The sequence below is a fragment of the Arthrobacter sp. CAN_A6 genome, assembly GCF_015751715.1.
Taxonomy (GTDB): domain Bacteria; phylum Actinomycetota; class Actinomycetes; order Actinomycetales; family Micrococcaceae; genus Arthrobacter_D.
On sequence record NZ_JADOUV010000009.1, the window covers coordinates 23023 to 41761 of the forward strand.

General features: G+C 67.6%; 15 protein-coding genes. 8 read left to right on the top strand and 7 right to left on the bottom strand.

The genetic code is table 11. From position 1 onward, the window contains the following. Positions 1–30: 30 nt before the first annotated feature. Complete coding sequence (gene rarD / locus IWX75_RS14425; protein ID WP_334684366.1) at positions 31–1101, top strand: EamA family transporter RarD; 1071 nt, start codon at positions 31–33, stop codon at positions 1099–1101. A gap of 29 nt (positions 1102–1130) precedes the next feature. Here the strand turns inward: rarD and IWX75_RS14430 are convergent, their stop codons facing one another. The 3 genes from IWX75_RS14430 to IWX75_RS14440 form a co-directional block, all read right to left on the bottom strand. Beyond that, on the bottom strand, positions 1131–1973 hold the full coding sequence (locus IWX75_RS14430) for a universal stress protein (protein ID WP_196822954.1): 843 nt from the start codon (positions 1971–1973) through the stop codon (positions 1131–1133). A gap of 66 nt (positions 1974–2039) precedes the next feature. After that, on the bottom strand, positions 2040–3587 hold the full coding sequence (locus tag IWX75_RS14435; protein ID WP_196822955.1) for an APC family permease: 1548 nt from the start codon (positions 3585–3587) through the stop codon (positions 2040–2042). Positions 3588–3656: 69 nt separating this feature from the next. Then, positions 3657–5099 (bottom strand): flavin monoamine oxidase family protein, encoded by a 1443-nt coding sequence (locus IWX75_RS14440; RefSeq protein ID WP_334684367.1) that lies wholly within the window; start codon positions 5097–5099, stop codon positions 3657–3659. 72 nt (positions 5100–5171) lie between these two features. On the opposite strand from IWX75_RS14440, the gene IWX75_RS14445 reads away from it, so the two are divergent. Continuing rightward, complete coding sequence (locus tag IWX75_RS14445) at positions 5172–5834, top strand: TetR/AcrR family transcriptional regulator (protein WP_196822957.1); 663 nt, start codon at positions 5172–5174, stop codon at positions 5832–5834. Positions 5835–5913: 79 nt separating this feature from the next. Here IWX75_RS14445 and gabT read toward each other — a convergent pair whose 3' ends face one another. Together gabT and IWX75_RS14455 are read right to left on the bottom strand one after the other, a co-directional pair. After that, positions 5914–7314 carry a 4-aminobutyrate--2-oxoglutarate transaminase gene (gabT, locus tag IWX75_RS14450; protein WP_196822958.1) on the bottom strand — a complete coding sequence of 467 codons (1401 nt, stop codon included), beginning with the start codon at positions 7312–7314 and terminating at the stop codon, positions 5914–5916. 19 nt (positions 7315–7333) lie between these two features. Then, entirely contained in the window at positions 7334–8764 is a 1431-nt protein-coding gene (locus IWX75_RS14455; protein WP_196822959.1) for a gamma-aminobutyraldehyde dehydrogenase, read from the bottom strand. Between the two features lie 153 nt (positions 8765–8917). Here IWX75_RS14455 and IWX75_RS14460 point away from each other — a divergent pair, with 153 nt between their 5' ends. Further along, positions 8918–10342: a PucR family transcriptional regulator gene (locus IWX75_RS14460; RefSeq protein WP_196822960.1), complete on the top strand. Its 1425-nt coding sequence runs from the start codon at positions 8918–8920 to the stop codon at positions 10340–10342. A 31-nt stretch (positions 10343–10373) separates the two neighbouring features. On the opposite strand, the gene IWX75_RS14465 is transcribed toward IWX75_RS14460, so the two are convergent. After that, positions 10374–12029, bottom strand: a complete 1656-nt coding sequence (locus tag IWX75_RS14465) for a sensor histidine kinase (protein WP_334684368.1) — start codon at positions 12027–12029, stop codon at positions 10374–10376. Positions 12030–12218: 189 nt separating this feature from the next. On the opposite strand from IWX75_RS14465, the gene IWX75_RS14470 reads away from it, so the two are divergent. The 5 genes from IWX75_RS14470 to IWX75_RS14490 all read left to right on the top strand — a co-directional run bounded on the left by IWX75_RS14470 (position 12219) and on the right by IWX75_RS14490 (position 17672). Further along, positions 12219–13328 carry a PP2C family protein-serine/threonine phosphatase gene (locus tag IWX75_RS14470; protein ID WP_196822961.1) on the top strand — a complete coding sequence of 370 codons (1110 nt, stop codon included), beginning with the start codon at positions 12219–12221 and terminating at the stop codon, positions 13326–13328. After that, on the top strand, positions 13325–15289 hold the full coding sequence (locus IWX75_RS14475) for a glycosyltransferase (RefSeq protein ID WP_196822962.1): 1965 nt from the start codon (positions 13325–13327) through the stop codon (positions 15287–15289). Before IWX75_RS14470 ends, IWX75_RS14475 begins: the two co-directional genes overlap by 4 nt. Further along, positions 15267–15599, top strand: a complete 333-nt coding sequence (locus tag IWX75_RS14480; protein ID WP_196822963.1) for an STAS domain-containing protein — start codon at positions 15267–15269, stop codon at positions 15597–15599. The genes IWX75_RS14475 and IWX75_RS14480 overlap by 23 nt, the downstream gene beginning before the upstream one ends. Beyond that, the gene (locus IWX75_RS14485) at positions 15592–16032 is read left to right on the top strand and encodes an ATP-binding protein (RefSeq protein ID WP_196822964.1); all 441 of its coding nucleotides are present in this window, start codon (positions 15592–15594) and stop codon (positions 16030–16032) included. Before IWX75_RS14480 ends, IWX75_RS14485 begins: the two co-directional genes overlap by 8 nt. A 284-nt stretch (positions 16033–16316) precedes the next feature. Then, positions 16317–17672: a glycoside hydrolase family 26 protein gene (locus tag IWX75_RS14490; protein ID WP_442858990.1), complete on the top strand. Its 1356-nt coding sequence runs from the start codon at positions 16317–16319 to the stop codon at positions 17670–17672. Positions 17673–17693: 21 nt separating this feature from the next. Here the strand turns inward: IWX75_RS14490 and IWX75_RS14495 are convergent, their stop codons facing one another. Continuing rightward, entirely contained in the window at positions 17694–18668 is a 975-nt protein-coding gene (locus IWX75_RS14495; RefSeq protein ID WP_196822965.1) for an alpha/beta hydrolase, read from the bottom strand. Positions 18669–18739: the final 71 nt, after the last annotated feature.

Sequence of the window (18739 nt, forward strand, 5' to 3'; positions counted from 1 at the left end):
AAACCGCGCCCCGGTCCCGTTCCCGCCCTCGTGAGCCGTTCAGCGCAGAGAGTCCAACGCCCGGCCCGGAGCGAGAACTCGCTGGGCATTTTCTTCGGCATCGGGGCCTACGGCCTGTGGGGCCTCCTCCCGCTGTACTTCCTCATCCTCGCACCGGCGGGTCCCGTGGAGATCGTCGCCAACCGGGTGCTGTGGTCGCTGCTGTTCTGCACCCTCCTCCTGACGGTCCTGAAGTCGTGGGGACCGGTCAGCCGGGCCGTCCGCACCCCCCGCCTTCTCGGCCTTCTGACAATCGCGGCACTCCTCATCGCTGTCAACTGGCTCGTCTATACGTACGGCGTGACGAGCGGGCAGGCCATCGAGGCGTCGTTGGGCTACTTCATCAATCCCATCGTGTCGGTGCTGCTCGGCGTGATCGTGCTGCGCGAGAAGCTGCGGCCACTGCAGTGGGTCGCCATCGGAATGGGCCTCCTCGCCGTCGTCGTGCTGGCGATCGGCTATGGTTCCGTGCCGTGGATCGCCCTGACCCTCGCCTTCTCCTTCGGCCTCTACGGCTTCGTGAAGAAGAGCGTCGGGTCCCGCGTGGACGCCGTCTCGAGCCTCAGCATCGAGACGGCGGTCCTCACCCCGATTGCCGCCGGAGTGATGGTGTGGCTCTCGTCCACCGGCGCGGCCACCCTGCTGACCGAGGGCAGCGGACACTTCTGGATCATGGCGGCGTCGGGCGTCATCACCGCTGTGCCGCTCATCTTCTTCGGCGCTGCGGCCCGGCGCCTACCCCTCACGACCATCGGGCTGCTGCAGTACCTCGCGCCCGTCCTGCAGTTCCTGCTGGCCCTCTTCGTGTTCGGCGAGGAGATGCCGATCGAGCGCTGGGTGGGTTTCAGCCTCGTGTGGGTGGGCCTGGTGCTGCTGACCATCGACATGCTCCGCACTGTCCGCCGCCAACCCCGGGTGGGCAAGGGCCGTGGAGGCCCTGCGGCGACTTCCTCCGGGGACCAGGGCGCCGACCGGGCGGCTCCTACCGGCCCTGCGGACCGGAGCGGCGCGGAAACGACTCCCGGAAAGACCTCCGACACCCAGGCGCCCCTGAAGCTGTGAGCCGGCTCCCCGCTGCGCTGGCCGGCAGTTCAGGCCGCCGCGAGGTTCCAGTCCCTCGGTACCACGACCATGGGAACCGGCAGGGCGCGGAGCATCTTGTTCGCCGTCGAGCCGAGGAACAGCTGGCTGTGCTGTGCGAGACGGCTCGAACCGACGATGACCAGTTCGCCGGCGTCCCATTCGATGTCGTCGATGGCCTGCTCGATGGTGCGCCCGTGGGCCACCATGATCGACGCCTCGTGGCCCTGCGGCAACTGCTCCACAGCCCGGACGAGCACCGAGTTCGCGTGGCGGTGGGCCTGGTTGATGGCTTCGCCCGAGTTCTCCGCTTCCCGCTGGTCGAGCGCCACGAGGGAGATCAACCGGAGGGGCAGGCTCCGCCGTGCGGCGGACTCCACGGCGACGTCGAGTACGGCCTCCGCACCGGCGCGCGCCCCCACGGCGCAGGACATCCGCGTGAAGCGGTCCCGGTGCCGATAGCCCCGCGGCGAGAGGGCCACCGGAAGCGGTGACGAGTGCAGCACCGCATTGGCCACGCTGCCAACCGTGAAGCGCCGCAGCAATCCGTTGCTCGATGCGCCGATGACGATGAGTCCCGCATCCAGCTCCGCCGCGGCCTCGAGCAGGCCCGCGGCGAAGGAGTCGGCAAGGCGCACATGGGTGGTGACCTTCACGGCGGCGGGTACGCTCGCCGCCGCACGCTCCAGGGCTTCGGCGGCACGGCCGGTCCCGGGGGCCACGCTGCCGTCCTGCGGCCAGTCCAGGACTGTCACCAGGTCGATGCCCGCGGACTGCGTGAGCGCCAGCGACGTCGCCAGTTCAAGGGCGTCCTGCCCACGGTCATTCTCGGTGTAGCCGACGACGTATCGCACGGGAAGATCCTTCCGGGAGGAGAAACCACCGGCGCTCGAGGCAGGTGACGCCGGACCGGATTCGACCTACTCTAACCCGCCGGCTCCAGTACGTCGGGCCGAGGGAGCAGCGCCCGTCTTCAGCACGTCCCCCCGGAAGAACGCCGGGTTCACCCGCGACATCCCGAGCATGAGCACAGCGCCCAGCAGGATCACTCCGATCCCCAGGAGGAAGACCATGCCCACCCCGCCGATCTCGGAGCCCGAGCCGTAGGAGGGATCCATGGAATCGAGGGCGGTCTTGACGAACATCACCAGCAGGATCACGCCTCCCAGGAGCGGGGCGAGGAACTTGAGCAGGAAATCGCGCGCAGTGCTGAACGCAAGCGCCCGGAAATACCAGACGCACGCCAGCGCAGTGATTCCGTAGTAGAAGCAGATCATCATGCCGAGGGCGGTGATGGTGTCCCAGAGCGCGTTCTCCGAGACGATCCTCGTGATCACGTAGAAGCCTGCCGCGGCCACTGCGGCCGCCACCGTTGCGTAGCCGGGTGACTTGTGCCGCTGGCTGACCCCGCCGAACCTGCCCGGCAGCGCCTGGTAGTGCCCCATCGCCAGGAGGGTGCGGGCCGGGGAGACGAAGGTGGATTGCAGCGACGCCGCGGAGCTGCTGAGGACGGCCATCGACATCAGGATGGCGAAGGGTCCCATGACCGGGCCCGCGAGGGCCGCGAAGATGCTCTCCTGGTTGTCCGGGTTGCCGGCACCGAGTTCGCCCTCGCCCACACCCGCGAAGGAGAGGGTGGCGAGTGCGACGATCAGGTATACGGCCATGATGACGACGATCGTGAGCATCCCGGCCCGCCCCGGCGTCTTCTCCGGATTGGTGGTCTCCTCGTTCATGGTCAGCGTGACGTCCCAGCCCCAGTAGATGAAGATGGAGAGCGAGACGCCCGCGGCGAACGCCGAGAAGGAGCCGACGGCGAAGGGATTGAACCATTCGGCGCTGATCGGCGTCGCATCGAAGGCGGTCCCATTGGCGATGTGGATGAAGGCGGCGACGGCGAACCACACGAGCACCACGAGCTGGAACGTCACCAGCACGTACTGGACGGTCTTGGTGGTTTCCATGCCCCGGTAGGACACCCAGCAGGCGAGGGCGATGAAGACCAGCGTGGTGGCGATGTTGACCGGAAGGTCGAGCGTCAGGTCAGCGAGGGCGGCGTTACCCGTGACCTGCGACAGCAGGAGGTAGAAGAAATCGACGGCCACGGCCGCGAGGTTCGACAGCACGATGATCGTCGCGGCGATGAGCCCCCACCCTCCCATCCATCCGATCCAGGGCCCGAAGGCTCGGGTGGCCCAGGTGAAGGACGTGCCGGAGTCGGGCATCGCGTTGTTGAGTTCGCGGTAGCCCAGGGCCACGAGCAGCATGGGGATGAAGCCGACCAGGAAGATCGCCGGCAGGTTCACCCCTACCTCCGCGACGGTGGGCCCGAGGGCCGCCGTGAGCGTGTAGGCCGGCGCGATGCAGGAGACCCCGATGACGACGGCACCCAGCAGGCCCACCGATCCGGCGCTCAACCCTTTCCTGCTCAGCCCTGTCTCGGCGTGCGTCTGTGTTTCTGTGCTCATGGAGTCGCCTCTTTGCGATCGGAACCCGGGCCGGACGTGGCCTCGGGGGTCTGGTGGGTACCCGGCACGTCAGCCTCCGGGGGTTCGGAGGGATTCTTCGGCGAGCGCGAGGGAAATTGCCTCCGCCGTGAGCTGCCCCATGCGGATGGCGCCGTCGACGTGCTGGTAGCCTTCGGCGGCGATGTCGGAGCAGGACCAGTAGATGGGCCCCACGGGGGTGCGCTGGTCCCGTCCGTAGCGGTGGAGCCCGCCGAGATCGTAGCTCGACGCATAGGCGCCGCGCGTCCACTCCTCCGACGCCCAGTCGGACTCGTAGTAGACCTCGGGATTGAGTGCTTCAGGCCCGAGGAACCCGGCGAGCGACCCGAGGATCCGTTCCCGGCGTTCCTCGGGCGGAAGCTCGAACATGGCGTCCGCCTTCTCGTCGGAGATGAAACCCACGAGGGTGCCGCGTGGGTCCTCGTAATTCGTGTTGTCGTAGACCTCCTGCACGATCGAGCCCGCGCTGAACCCGGTGCCCGAGAGTCCTTCGTCGCGCCAGAAGGGTGTGGGATAGACGGCGTGGACCTTGATGACCAGTCCCAGGGACTGGTGCTGGTGCATCTGGTGCTGGCGCCGGGGCAGCGGAGGTTCGTAGGACACGCGTGAGTACAGGTTGGGCGGCACCGCCATGACGGCGTAGCGGGCGGAGACCGTGGTGCTGTCCGAGATCGCAGCGACACCGCTGCCCGCCCCTAGCCCGCCCCAGCGCAACGTCCGCACCGGAGCATCGAGGACGACGTCGTCGCCCAGTTCCGCCGCCATGCGCTCGGAGACCGACTGCATTCCGCCGATGACGCGGCGGTCGAGGATGAAGTCCTCATCGACGAGGTTCGAGAACGACCCTGCGGTGGCCGCCATGAGGACGGCCTGCAGCGTCGAGAATGCGTGCGCGGGTTTGGTCAGCATGCCGCCGGCGACGAACAGGCCGATGTTGTTGCAGGCCTCCTCGTCCTCGGATTGCCGGCGCAGCCAGTGGTGGAACGAGACGGTGTCGAGCGCGCGGGCATCGGGATGGTTCCATGGGGCTTCCGGCCCGGCCTCGGCGACGAGCCGGTCCAGCATCCCGATCAGCCGCTCCATCTCCTCGCGGGTGTGCGTGTCGACGGGGAACCTGTCCCCGGCATAGCGGATCGCTTCGCCGTCAGGCCCGATGTAGACGGAATCGCCCTCGCGGTACCGGGGGAAGGTGTCCATCCCCAACTCGTCCAGCAGTGCGATGAGCGCGGTCTGGTCGGGTGAGACCCACTGCCCGCCCACCTCGAGAACCGCTCCGCCGACGACGTCGGTGTGCGTGCGTCCGCCCACACGGTCCCGTGCCTCGAGGACTGCCACGGAGTGGCCGGCCCTCGCGAGCCTGCGGGCCGCAGTCAGTCCCGAGGGCCCTGCTCCGATCACGACGACGTCACGCTCCAGAATGTCCACGATGTTCCTTCCTGCGGTGCGGAACCCCACTAAATGAACGATGTTCATTTATATCGCCCTACTATAGTTCTAGGAGACGTTCTTGGGAAGAGTTCGCCGTAGGAAACAGGAGCCGCCGCCATGGGCACAGTGCCACCGGACGCGCAGCAGCGCCGCGCGGGAAGGCCCTCACAGGGAGTGCTGTCCCGCAGCCGCATCACCCACGCGGCATTGGAGCTGATCGATGACACCGGTTACGACGGCCTCACCATGTCAGCGCTCGCACGCCGCCTCAAGGTGGCGCCGTCGGCCCTCTACAACCACGCTGCATCCAAACAGGAAGTGCTGCGCTGGGTGCAGGACCACGTGATGACGATGGTCGACTTCAGTGCCTTCGCCACAGAGCCGTGGGCCGAGGCAGTGCGCCGCTGGGCGTGGTCTTACCGCGAGGTCTTCGCCCGGCACGCCCCGCTGGTGCCCGTCATCGCGGTTCTGCCGGTGACCGACGCGGCCGACACGCTGCGGATGTACGAGGAGGTGGCTCGGGGCTTCCTCGCCGGCGGCTGGCCCGAGGATCGCGTGGTGCCCGCCATCGTGGCCCTGGAATCGTTCATCTACGGCTCGGCGCTCGACGTCTCGGCCCCCAGCGACATTTTCGACTCGGGTGACCTCGCCGGAGAGTTCCCGCTCTTCACCGCCGCGGTGCGCAGCAGCACCGCATCGGGGGACAACGCCGCCGACGCCGCCTTCCGGGCGGGCCTGGAGGGGCTCATCACCGGGTTGAGGGAGCAGTTGGCGGACTGAGCTCCGCGGAACCTGCGCACTTCCGGAGGCCGCGGGCGTACCGGCCCGCCGGAAGTGCGCAGGGTCCATTCGGGACGTGTCAGGCGCCCACCGAGCGAATGGCGTCCTCGAGGACACCGAGCCCGTCTGCGAGTAGCGCATCGCCGATGACCAGCGGCGGCAGCAGCCGGACCACATTGCCGTAGGTGCCGCAGGTGAGGATGATGACGCCCTCGCGCAGGCACCTCGCTGCGACAGCCTTGGTGGCCTCGGGATTGGGGGTCCGGGTCCCGGGTACCACGAACTCCATGGCGAGCATCGCGCCGCGGCCGCGGAGTTCACCGATGATGCTGCGCTCCCCCAGCTCGGCCTGCAGGGCGGTGACGCGCTCCGTGACCACGCCCTCGATGTGCCGGGCGCGCCCGGCGAGGTCGAGCTCCTTCATGGTGCCGATCGCGGCAAGTGCCGCCGCGCACGCCACGGGGTTGCCGCCGAAGGTCCCGCCGAGACCGCCCGCATGGACGGCATCGAGCAGGTCCGCCCGGCCGGTGATGGCCGAGAGCGGCATTCCCCCGGCGATGCCCTTGGCCATCGTGATGATGTCGGGCACCACGCCCTCGTGGTTCACGGCGAACCATTCCCCGGTGCGGCAGAATCCGGACTGCACCTCGTCGGCGATGAAGACCACGCCCTTCTCGCGCGCCCACTCCGCGAGCGCCGGAAGGAACCCCTCGGCGGGGACGATGAACCCGCCCTCGCCCTGGACCGGTTCGATGATGATCGCGGCGACGGATTCGCTGCCGATCTGCTTCTCGATCATCGTGATGGCACGCTGCGCGGCCTCGGCGCCGGTGATTGAAGGGTTCTCCTCGCGGAACGGATAACTCATCGGGACGCGGTAGATCTCGGACGCGAAGGGGCCGAAGCCGCCGTCGGGACCGGCCTTGTAGGGCATGGACTTCGCGGTGAGCGCCATGGTCAGGTTGGTACGGCCGTGATAGGCGTGGTCGAAGGCGACGACGGCGTTCCGCCCGGTGGCCAGGCGGGCCACCTTGACGGCGTTCTCCACTGCCTCTGCACCCGAGTTGAACAGCACGGTGCGCTTCTCGAAATCGCCCGGCGTCAGCTCGGCGAGCTGCTCGGCGATGGCGATGTACCCCTCATAGGGGGTGACCATGAAGCAGGTGTGACTGAAGCGCCTCACCTGCTCCGCGACCGCGTTGACGACGGCAGGATCGGAAGCACCGACGCTCGTCACGGCGATGCCTGCGCCGAGGTCGATGAAGGAGTTGCCGTCGACGTCGCGGACGATCCCGCCGTCGGCGTCGGCTGCGTACACCGGCACCGTGGACGCGACGCCCTTGGCAACCACGGCGGCGCGGCGGGCCGTGAGCTCGACCGACCTGGGGCCGGGGAATTCGCCGACGATGCTGCGCTTCTGTTCGAGCCGGAAAGCGGGCTCGGCAATGCGGGCCGCGGTGGGGGCTGAGAGTGTAGTCATGGAGTTGATGTCCTTCTGCCTAGGCGTCCAGCACGCTCATGACGTGCTTGATGCGGGTGTAGTCCTCCACGCCGTACATGGAGAGGTCCTTGCCGTAACCGGAGCTCTTGAAGCCTCCGTGCGGCATTTCGGCGGTGAGCATGATGTGGGTGTTGATCCAGACGGCGCCGAATTCGAGATCCCTCGAAACGCGCATCGCAGTTCCGTGGTCGGTGGTCCACACGCTCGAGGCCAGCGCGAATTCGACGTCGTTGGCAAGCTCCACCGCCTCGGCCTCCGTGGTGAAGGTCTGCACGGTGAGGATCGGCCCGAAGGTCTCCTTCTGCACGATGTCATCACTCTGCCGTGCTCCCGTGATGATGGTGGGTTCGAAGAAGTACCCCTTCTCCCCCGCGCGCTTGCCGCCCGTCACGACGCTGCAGTGCGCGGGCACGGCGTCCATCACGGCGTTGACGGCATTGAAGTGATTGATGTTGTTCAGCGGCCCGAAGTAGTTCTCGGCGTCGTCCGAGCTGCCCGTCCGCAGGGTCCGGGTGTGCGCGACCATGGCATCGACCAGCTGGTCGTGTGCCGTCTCCTGCACCAGCACGCGGGTGATCGCGGTGCAGTCCTGGCCGGCGTTGAAGAAGGCGAATTCGGCGATGGCCTCGGCAGTCTTCTGGAGGTTCGCGTCGGCGAAGACGACGGCGGGGGCCTTGCCTCCCAGTTCCAGGTGAGCGCGCTTGAGTGTCTTCGCGGCACCGGTTGCCACGGCGATTCCTGCGCGGACCGACCCGGTGATGGCGACCAGGCCCGGCGTGGGGTGCTCGACCATCGCGGCACCGGTTTCCCCGGTACCGAGGAGGACGTTGAGGACGCCCGCGGGAAGGATGTCCTGGGTCAGCCGTGCCAGCACCAGGGTGGATTCCGGAGTGGTGTCACTCGGCTTGAGGACCACGGTATTGCCGGCGGCAAGTGCCGGCCCGATCTTCCAGATCGCCATGAGCAGCGGATAGTTCCAGGGCGCCACTTGCGCGACGACACCGATCGGCTCCCGACGGACGTAGGACGTGTGGCCCTCCAGGTATTCTCCCGCCGACTTGCCTTCCAGGAGCCGCGCGGCCCCTGCGAAGAACCGCAGCTGGTCGGCGCCGACGGCAACTTCCTCAGCCGCGATCATCGCGCGAACCTGGCCCGTGTTGCGGTGCTGGGCCTCGACCAGCTCCTCGCTGTTCGCCTCGAGGGCGTCGGCGAGCCGAAGCAGCATCAGCTGGCGCTGGCCCGGTGTCACGTTCCTCCAGGACCGGAAGGCCGTGGCAGCTGCGGCCATGGCGGCGTCGACGTCAGCCTGGTTCGACACCGGGGACTGCGCCACCACTTCACCATTGGTGGGATTGACGATGTCCAGCAGCTCGGTTCCGGCGGCCGGGACGAACTGCCCGTTGATGTAGTTCTTGAGAGTATCGGCCACGGTGGGCGTCCCTTTCAGTGAGATGGAGCCGCGGAACGGCTGCGGGGATCTTCCGGAACACTACGCCGGACCGCAGCGCCGAGCCACGGACACTTGCACAGGGATCCATCGAAATCGCCGTGCAGGAGGACAGGAAGGACCTAGGGTGGAGCCATGGCTATTCCCCTGACCTCGCTGCTGTCCGCTCCAGGCCTGAACCTCGCCCGCCAGGGCAGCGCGCCGCTTCCCGAAACTCCCATCCAGTGGGTTGCCGTCACCGAGCTCGAGGACCCGTTGCCGTTCCTCAGCGGCGGGGAGGTGGTGTTGACCACGGGTGTCCGGCAGAAGACGGCGGCGGCCCAGCGGAACTTCGTGACCCGCGTCCGCGAGGCCGGCGCTCTCGCCGTGGGTTTCGGGGTGGGGCTGACCCACGGGAGGATTCCGCAGGCCTTCCTCGAGCAGGCGGAGGAGGAGGGGCTTCCCATCTTCAGCGTTCCCTACGAAACACCCTTCATCGCGATCGGGAAGATCGTGGCTGACGCCCTGGCCGCGGACACCTACGCGGGGCTCGAGAGCCTTCTGCGCGGACACCAGGTCCTTGCCGCAGCACTCCTCGGAGGTGGTGGGATCCCGGCGCTGCTGCGGGAACTGGCCGCGATGACCGGGGCCGAGGTCGCCCTGTTCCAGTATGGAACCCGCGTCGCCGGCGCTGCATCGCCCGTCGCCGGCTCCCCCGCCGCAACCATCTGGCACCGGGTGCCCGTGGCGACCGGGCTCAAGGATCGATGCACGCTCGCGGTGGCCGAGCCGTTCCGCCAGGCGGCGATCGTGGATTACGCCCAGAGTCTGATCAGCGTGGAACTCAGCAACCAGGCACGACGGCGAACGAGTGAGCGCGCCGCTGCCGGCCAGCTGCTCCAGGACATCACACGCGGCACCCTCGACGGTCCCGATGCCGCGGCCCGCCTGGCCAGCGCGGGGATCGATACCGGCACGCGTCAGACGGTGGTCATGATCGACGTCGCCTCCGGCCAGCAGAGGGCGCTGCGTACCCTTCCGCTGCCCGCCGGCTGGGAATCCGCGGTTGCGGCGATCCTCGAGGACCGGCTGGTGCTGCTGTCCGGTGCAGCCGACATCGGGCAGCTTGCGGGCGACCTCAGTTCCTACCTGCACGGCGCGGGGTTCACGGCGCAGGTGGGCGTGGGAGGCTCCTACGCCCAGCCCCACGGCCTGCGGTGGAGCTACTTCGAAGCCCGGGAGGCACTCACCCACGGCCACCGCATCAACACGGCGGACCGGTTGAGCCTCACCTCGCTGCTCCTGGCGAGCGGTGATGTGCCGCTCGCGGACCTCGCCGCGGAAACCCTCGATCCGGTGGCGGCGTTCGACGCCAGGCACGGCGCGGGTCTGATGGTGACCCTCGAGAAGTACCTGTCCCTGAACGGCTCGGTGGCGGCGGTCGCCGAAGACCTGCAGCTGCACCGCAACACCGTGAGGTACCGGCTGCAGCAGCTCATCGACCTGACGGGTTACGACCCCGGTGTCACGGCCGACCGCGTGCACCTGTACCTGGCGCTCACGGTCCGCTCGCTGCGGTGAGCGCTGCGCCTTGATTCCTGCCCGGCCGGCCCTACGGGTGCACCGGCAGCCGGACGCTGAAGGTGGAACCCTCGCCTACGATGCTGCTGCAGGAAATCGATCCGCCGTGGCGCTCCACGATGGCTTTGGAGATCGCCAGGCCGAGCCCGACGCCGGGAATGGCTGCGTTACGTGCCGCGGAGGTGCGGAAGAACTTGCTGAAGATTCCGGTGATCTCCTCCTGTGTCATGCCCGTCCCCTGGTCCGTGACGCGGCACTCCGCCGCGCCGTCGTCGAGCTCCACGGTCACCGTCACGGTGCCGCCGGACGGGGAGTACTTCACGGCGTTGGAGAGCAGGTTGTCGAGCACCTGCGTCATCCTCCCCGGGTCGCAGCTGACGATGATTCCGGGCTGACCAGCCTCTTCGAAGCGGACTGCAGGGTTCTGATTGCGTTCGCGGGCCGAGGAAACACGCTGGCTCACCAGGGCTGGAAGGTCCGTGGGCACCGGATGTATCTCCGGGGACCCCTCGGCCGCAGCGAGCAGGTCGGTGACCAGCTTGAAGAGACGATCCGAATTGCGGGACACCACCTCGAGGCCGGCCGCGACGTCCTCAGGCACATCGGGTGCGGCCGTGAGCAGTTCGAGGTAACCCCGGATGGCGGTGAGGGGCGTGCGTAGCTCATGGGAGACGGTGGACACGAACTCGTCCTTGGCGTTGAGCGCGGTCACCAGCTCGGTAACGTCATTGAAGGTCACCACTGATCCCTCACGGCTGCCGGACTGATCGGCCATCAGCCGGGACGAGGTCGAGAGGACCCGCTGGTCGGGCGGCTCGCCCCACCACAGGAGGTAGTCCGAAAAAACCTGCCCGTCGGCTGCTCGTCGGGCCGGACGACGGGCCGCGGGAAGGGCCGAGCGGCCGTCCTGCTGATAGATCAACAGGTCCTGCTCCAGGTGGGACGTGTCGCCGGCGGGTGCCGCCACGGCCTGGAACTGCTGAAGCTTGCGGTTGATCAGGACAGGGTCGCCCGTCTCATTCACCGCGAGCAGACCGACATCGACGGAGTTCACGATGGTGTTCAGGAGGCGCTCGCGGCGGCCGCTCTCCGCAAGGAGCCGGGTCAACTCCTCGTCCTTCTCCTCGACTGCCCGCTGTTGGTCCATCATGCTCGCCGTCATCACGCGGATGGTGACCGCGATCCCCAGCATGATGAACGGCAGCAGCAGGGACTGGGTCAGTGCACTCGGGGTGATTTCGTCATTCGAGAGGAAGACGGGTGTCCAGACGATTGCCAGTGCGGCGAAGAAGCCCACCGCCAGTAAGCGTCTCGGGTACAGCCCGGAGGCGGCAAGCCAGATGATAGGAAAAACCGTGAGGAGGCCCACCCCGCTGATCTCCGTGCCCGCGCCGTGGCGCAGAAGGCCGATCGGAAGGAAGTCGAGCAGCGGAATGACAAGGAAGCTCGGGTAGGGAAGGCGGTCCCACGGCAGGAGGAAGCACAGCAGCAGGATGAGCACCTGCAACGCGACGCCCACCTGGAACAGGCCGTCCTGCAGCACCAGCGGGTGGAACAGGAGGCTGCCGGTGACGATGAGGAGGACGGTGAGGGAGAGGGGAAGCTGACTCAGCACCACGCGGTTCCGCATGGACAGCTCGTGGAACTGCGCGCTGTTGAGCGAGAGGTGGGAAAGCACTCTATCCACGGCGTCAGCCACTCCAGATTTCAGTTATGCGGACCAGACGGATGGCCCCGGTCCCCCATTGGGCAGGGCAGGAATACCGCCAGCCCCTTTGAGAATAACCCTCCCGAAGCCTGCCCGGGAGCAGCCGCGATGCGGCGGCGTCCGGGCGCGGTGCGGGACAACTCCCGCCAGTGTCGTTTAATGAACCGTATGACTGACTCCCCCCAGAAGCGGCGCGCCCTGGTCATCGAGGACGACACCGATATCCGGGGCCTGCTGGTTCACATCCTCTCGCTGCAGGGCTTCGAGGTCACCGAGGCAGCGACGGCCGGCGCGGGCCTCGCGGCCGCTCGTGCCGGGGCGGACCTGATCACCCTCGACCTGAACCTGCCCGACGGCGACGGCATGGAGGTCTGCAAGGAGGTGCGCAAGTTCTCGGACGCGTACATCCTGATGATCACGGCCCGTACCGACGAGATCGAGCGCCTCACCGGCCTCGAGACCGGGGCTGATGATTACATCAGCAAACCGTTCAGCCCTCGGGAGCTGGTGGCGCGGATCAACTCCCTGTTCCGGCGCCAGCGGAGCCGTTCAGCGGTGGATGAAGCCCACGCGGACGAACGCCGGCGCGCCGGTGAAGTCCAGCAGAGCCTGCTCCCCCAGGAATCCCTGCAACTGGACGAATACGAGCTCGCCGGGCGTTTCCGTCCCTCGCGCAGCGTCGGAGGCGACTTCTACGACTGGTACCGCACAGCGGAAGGACTGCACCTCACCGTGGCGGACGCCATGGGCAAGGGCATGGGTGCTGCCCTCATCGCTGCCACGGTCCGGGCCGTCCTGCGCTCCGCCGGTGACCGCCCGGACCTCGATGGGGCGTTCAACTCCGCCGCGCGGGCCATGGAGGCGGACCTCGAGCAGGCCGGCTCCTTCGTCACCCTCTTCCACGGGCGGCTCGCCGCCGCCGACGGCGTGGTGGAATACGTCGATGCCGGCCACGGACTCGCACTGAAGGTCGCGGCGGACGGAACCTGCACCCGGCTCACCCCAGGCGGCCCTCCGGTCGGCGCCTGGCCTGGCCAGCAGTGGATCTCCGGCCGGGTGGAACTCGCTCCCGGGGACTCCCTCGCCGTCGTGAGCGACGGACTCCTGGACGTCTACGAGACCGTAGAGGATTTCACTGCGGCCGTGGCCGACGTCGTTCACCACAGCCCCACCGCAGCTGATGCCTGCCGGGTGTTGCTCGAACTGGCCGATGTACCCGAGGTGGACGACGACGTCACCGTGGTCATCCTCGGCCGTCGCGACGAACGCTGGGCATGAACCAGTTCTGGGTACGTGTCCTCGTCCTGCTCACCGTCATACTCGGCGTCAACTACATCGCGTGGCGATGGATGGAGTCGCTGAACTGGGCTGCCTGGTGGATCGCGGTTCCCCTCGTGGCCGCCGAGACGTACAGCCTGATCGATGTAGCACTCTTCGGGATGACGGTGTGGCGGATCAAACACCGCAAGCCGATGCCGGCCCCGTCCGACGCGACCGTGGATGTCTTCATCACCACCTACAACGAGCCGGCGGACATGGTGCTGGGCACGGCCCTCGCCGCCCAGGCGATCACGCACCCGCACAGCACCTGGATCCTGGACGACGGCGCCCGGGAGGAAATCCGGGAGCTGGCTGAACGGCACGGCATCGGTTACCTGACGCGCAGCGCCGACTGGAACGACCGGCCGCGCCATGCAAAGGCCGGCAACCTCAACAACGCGCTGATGATGACGCAAGGCGAGTTCCTGTTGATCCTCGACGCCGACCAGGTTCCCGAACCCGAAATCCTCAGCAGGACGCTCGGCTACTTCTCCAACCGCCGGATCGCGCTGGTGCAGACCCCGCAGTACTTCAGCAACGTCCCCGACGACGATCCGCTGGGAAGCCAGGCACCGCTGTTCTACGGCCCGATCCAGCAGGGCAAGGACGGCTGGAATGCGGCGTTCTTCTGCGGCTCGAACGCACTGCTCCGCCGCGAAGCCCTCATGCAGCTCGGCCTGGTGGGATACGTCAAGGAGGTCGAAGCGGGCGTCAGGAAGGCACTCAAGGCCTCCCGCACGGCCATCCGTAAGGCCCGGAAAACCCCGGACGCAGCCGATCCCCTGGTTGCCGGCCTGCTCGACCAGGTGGAGGAAGCCACCGTCAAGGCCCGTGCGGAGCTCAAGGCGGGAATTTCACTCAGTGAAGTCACCTACCGCGTTCGCAGGGCCGTGGACAATGCCGTACAGACACTCGTCGGCGCCAACTTCTCCGCCCTCGAGGCAGACCTCGCAGAAATAGCCGCAATTGATCTCGACGGCGGGGACGGCTCAACTCCCCCGGCGGCAGGACTCGACGACGCGATCGAGCGGATGTCCCACCGGGACTGGTCGCCGCTAGGGGCTCTGGAATCGGTACAGGCCGTACTGGATGCCATCTCCATCGAACGCCACGCCGAGGCGCAGCCGATCATGCCTCTCGCCACCATCTCCGTCACCGAGGACATGGCGACATCCATGCGAATGCACGCCCTCGGTTGGCGGAGCGCCTACCACCATGAGGTCCTGGCCAACGGCCTTGCTCCTGAGGATCTGAAAACCATGCTCACCCAACGGCTCCGCTGGGCACAGGGCACCATCCAGGTGATGCTGCGCGAGAATCCGCTGCTCCAGAAGGGCATGAAGCCCGCGCAGAGACTGATGTACTTCGCGACCATGTGGACGTATCTGAGCGGCTTCGCCGCCGTCGTCTATTTCGCCGCCCCGATCATCTACCTGACGCTGGGCATCCTTCCCGTGAACAGCATCAGCACGGACTTCTTCATCCGTTTCATTCCGTTCATGGTGATCAACCAGTTGCTGTTCGCCGTAGCCGGGCGCGGCATCAGCACCTGGCGGGGCCAGCAGTACAGCCTTGCGCTCTTTCCGACATGGATCAAGGCGTGCACCACGGCTGCGCGAAACGTCTGGTTCGGCCGTCCCCTGGGTTTCGCGGTGACACCCAAGGCACGCCAGGACGGCGGACCCGGCTGGAGCCTGATCCGGCCGCAGCTGGTGGTCATGGTGTTGCTGGCGGCAGCGCTTATCGTTGGTCTCATCCGGCTTGCAGCGGGACTGAACGAACCCGTGGGAACCCTCGTCAACATGGCCTGGGTGGTCTTCGATCTCGTGGTGCTGAGCGTTCTTGTCAAGGCAGTCAAATACAAGGGATTCGTTCCCGACGAAAGGAGTGCCGAGCATGCAGTTCAGCACGGAGCATAGGACCGGCTATACCGAGATTTCGGGGAACGGACGGCTGAACATGGTGGCCGCGCCGAAGCTGCGTGAAGTGGTGGGCGGTGTCGTGGCCGCCGGCAGCACACGGATCGTGGTCAATCTCGCCGACACGAGCTTCATCGACTCCTCAGGCCTTGGGGCTTTGATCGGCTGCCTGAAGCTGGCCCGCCAGGCCGGCGGCGACCTCCGCATCGCCTGCGTTCAACCCCAGGTGAAAATGGTGCTGGAACTGACGAGCATGCACCGCGTGCTCACTCCCCACCCCACGGCGGAAGACGCGTTCTCCGATGACTGACATCCTTGCGCACCGTTCATTCCTGGCGGCTGCCACCGAGGGCGCCATCGATGAACTCCACACGGAAGTGGAGCATCTCTGGCAGGACACCGGCTTTGTCCCCGCACTCGATCAGATGGCCTTCACCACCGCAGTGATCGAGGCGGCATCCAATGTGGTGCAGCACGGGGTGGCCCTTGCCGGCACCGAGCTGCGGCTCGGCGTCGACCTCACTGTCACAGCAACGCTGCTGCAGGCGAGGATCTCCGAGATAGGGGCCGCCGTGCACACCGATCTTCCGGAAGCCTCTCTTCCTGACGACGATTCCGAGTCCGGCCGTGGCCTTGCGCTCATTCAGGCGCTGGTGACCACAGTGACCGTCGAGCGTCAGGGGGACACCAATATCTGGGTCCTCTCCCGGGAATCGGAGCAGCCCGGCCGGGACCGCGGGTAGCACAGGACCTCCGGTCGTTCCTACGCGGGCATCCTTCCGCGGACCTCTCCGGTGATACGACGGCTGACTCGATGGCTGCCGCGCTAATCCTGTGCCAATCCTTCGCCGAAAGCAGGGGGCGGAGGCTTTCGTTCTGGGAAAGTTGGACGTGGGGTAACGGCCTTCCTGCTCCAGGACGGCCCGCTCCTGTGGACGCCTGTCGATCGACAACGGCGACCCGGTGCGAGCCGGGTCCGCAAGGCCACGGGACCCTCAGCCGGACTACCGATCAGGAAAGATTCCCCATGCTTCCTCGCTTCCATCCGGCAGCACTCCCGGCACTCCTCGAGGCCGGGAAGGCGCCCGCTGAAGCGCTTTCGGAGCCGCTCCCGAAGGCGTTCCGGCGCGTGGTCCTGTTCCATTCGGCGCTGGTGAGTACAGTCCTGATGCTGATTCTGATGGCAGTGGTGCCGCCGGCAGCGGCCGCTTCGGCATCCATCACCCTCAGCTCCGCGTCCGGGCCCGGAGGGAGCTCGATCACCGTGACGGGAACCGGCTTCCCCAGGAAGCAGCCAGGGACGGTCCGCGGCGGTGTCACCGCGGTACAGATTAAGGTGAGCGCCTCGGGCTACTTCCAGGCCGACGTCGTCCTCCCCGCTACCGCGGGCCCCGTGCTGGTCGAGGCAACGGCCGGGAGCGGGTACGCGTCCGCCGTCTTCACCCCCAGCTCACCTCCGCCCACCCCGCCCACCCCGGACAACCCGCCGACGCCGGATCCGGGACCCACTACCCCCGCCGTCGCGCCCGCCAAACTGCGGTTCGGTGCCGGAACGCCCGGCGGCCCGCTCGCCGCGGCGGAACTGGACGAGGTGGCAGCCCTCGCGGGGGAGGCGCCCACCGTCATCCTCAGTTACAAGGACTTCCACCAGCCCGCTCCGCTCACGGAGCTGGAGGCAGTGCGCTCGCGTGGCGCCATAACGCTGCTCACCTGGGAGCCCTGGGCCTGGGGCGGCGGCACTGAACAGTCCGCCTACTCCCTTGACCGCATCGCCGCCGGCGACTTCGATCCCTATCTGCGCGAATGGGGCAATGACCTGGCACGGTGGGGGCACCCGGTCTTGCTCCGCTTCGGCCACGAGATGAACGGCAACTGGTATCCGTGGTCCGAGGGCATCAACGGAAACACCGAGGGCGACTACGTTGCCGCCTGGCGCCACGTGCACGACGTCGTCGCCTCCACCGGCGCCACCAACATCAGCTGGGTCTGGAATCCGAACGTGCCCTACTGGGGTTCCACGCCGCTGGCGCAGCTCTACCCCGGTCCCGGCTATGTGGACGCCGTCGCCCTCGACGGGTACAACTGGGGAACCTCCGCCGACTGGAGTACCTGGGTTCAGCCGTCGACCCTCTTCGGGGAAGGACTGAGCCAGCTGCGGACCCTGGCTCCCGGCAAGCAGATCCTGATCGCCGAGACCGCGTCCGCTGAGGCCGGGGGCTCCAAAGCTGCGTGGAACGCGTCGCTCGTCGAATATCTCGGCGCGCAGCCCGACGTGACCGCGCTCGTCTGGTTCTCCATCAACAAGGAGACGGACTGGCGGATCAACAGCAGCACCGGATCCGCCGAGTCGCTTGCAGCCGCGCTCGCCGCGCGACCCAGGTAGCGGCTGTAACGGTTCGGCAGGCTACGGCAGGGCGGGCCGCCCCAGCCAGTCGGCCAGGTCGGCATACGCCGCGCGTGATTCGGGGAGCCAGGGGAGGCCCGGGAAAACGTGGAACGCGCCGGGATACTCCCGCAGGACGACGTCGGCGCCCGCTTCCAGCGCGCGATCGCGGAACACCACGGCGTCCGGCATGCACACATCGCGGGTGCCCTGGTAGATCCGGATGGGCGGGAGGCTGCCGAGCATGTCGGCCGGAGCGCAGGCCGGGCTCACGAGCGGCGTGCGCGGATCATCACCGCCGGCCCACCAGGACCCGGCCCGTACCGCTCCGGGAACGGACAGCATGGGGTCGATCTTCTCGTAGCGCGGCACATCCGGATTGGTGCCGGTGACGTCCAGCCACGGCGAGAAAGCGATGATCCTCGACGGCATGGGCAGTCCCGCGCCAGTGAACGCCCAGCACTGCGCAATGGCCAGTCCGCCCCCGGCGGAATCTCCCGCGAGCACGACGTCGTCGGCGTCGCTCGTCAGCAGCACCTCCCGGTACACCGAGGTGAGGTAAGGGAAGACCTCGCGGTAGGTGCTCTCGGGAGCGAGCCGGTACAGCGGGACGGTGACGGTGGCGCCGGTACGCCGGATCAGCTCTGCGACGATCCACCAGTGCGGACGGCTCAGTTCATTGATGTAGACGCCGCCATGCGTGTAGATGATGTGCAGGCGCGTTGCCCCCTTGCGCGGACGGACAGTGATGGTCCGGACCCCGTCCACGAGGCGTTCCTGGATGCTGTGGAGCGTCGTCAGGGACCGCGGCATCGCCGCCGCTTCCGGATACTGCCGCCCCGGATAGGTGCCCTCGACCCAGTCGGTGGTCCGGTGGCGGTCCTTCGTCGGGGTCAGCGCGATGAGACGTGAGGCCACCCGCACGGACAGGGAACCCTCGGTGCGGGGATCGCCCGGCGAATATCGCTGCAGGCTCCGCCGGATGCGCTCGATCATTCGGCCAGCCTAGCGGGTGGGCACTCTTCCCCCTCGCAGACGCGGCACCTCCAGTCATGCGAATGGCCGCC

Excerpts from the sequence above, each read along its gene's own strand:
- IWX75_RS14435 (WP_196822955.1), bottom strand. The coding sequence starts at position 3,587 with ATGAGCACAGAAACACAGACGCACGCCGAGACAGGGCTGAGCAGGAAA.
- IWX75_RS14440 (WP_334684367.1), bottom strand. The coding sequence starts at position 5,099 with ATGAACATCGTTCATTTAGTGGGGTTCCGCACCGCAGGAAGGAACATC.
- IWX75_RS14445 (WP_196822957.1), top strand. The coding sequence starts at position 5,172 with ATGGGCACAGTGCCACCGGACGCGCAGCAGCGCCGCGCGGGAAGGCCC.
- gabT (WP_196822958.1), bottom strand. The coding sequence starts at position 7,314 with ATGACTACACTCTCAGCCCCCACCGCGGCCCGCATTGCCGAGCCCGCT.
- IWX75_RS14460 (WP_196822960.1), top strand. The coding sequence starts at position 8,918 with ATGGCTATTCCCCTGACCTCGCTGCTGTCCGCTCCAGGCCTGAACCTC.
- IWX75_RS14470 (WP_196822961.1), top strand. The coding sequence starts at position 12,219 with ATGACTGACTCCCCCCAGAAGCGGCGCGCCCTGGTCATCGAGGACGAC.
- IWX75_RS14475 (WP_196822962.1), top strand. The coding sequence starts at position 13,325 with ATGAACCAGTTCTGGGTACGTGTCCTCGTCCTGCTCACCGTCATACTC.
- IWX75_RS14480 (WP_196822963.1), top strand. The coding sequence starts at position 15,267 with ATGCAGTTCAGCACGGAGCATAGGACCGGCTATACCGAGATTTCGGGG.
- IWX75_RS14485 (WP_196822964.1), top strand. The coding sequence starts at position 15,592 with ATGACTGACATCCTTGCGCACCGTTCATTCCTGGCGGCTGCCACCGAG.
- IWX75_RS14490 (WP_442858990.1), top strand. The coding sequence starts at position 16,317 with ATGCTTCCTCGCTTCCATCCGGCAGCACTCCCGGCACTCCTCGAGGCC.
- IWX75_RS14495 (WP_196822965.1), bottom strand. The coding sequence starts at position 18,668 with ATGATCGAGCGCATCCGGCGGAGCCTGCAGCGATATTCGCCGGGCGAT.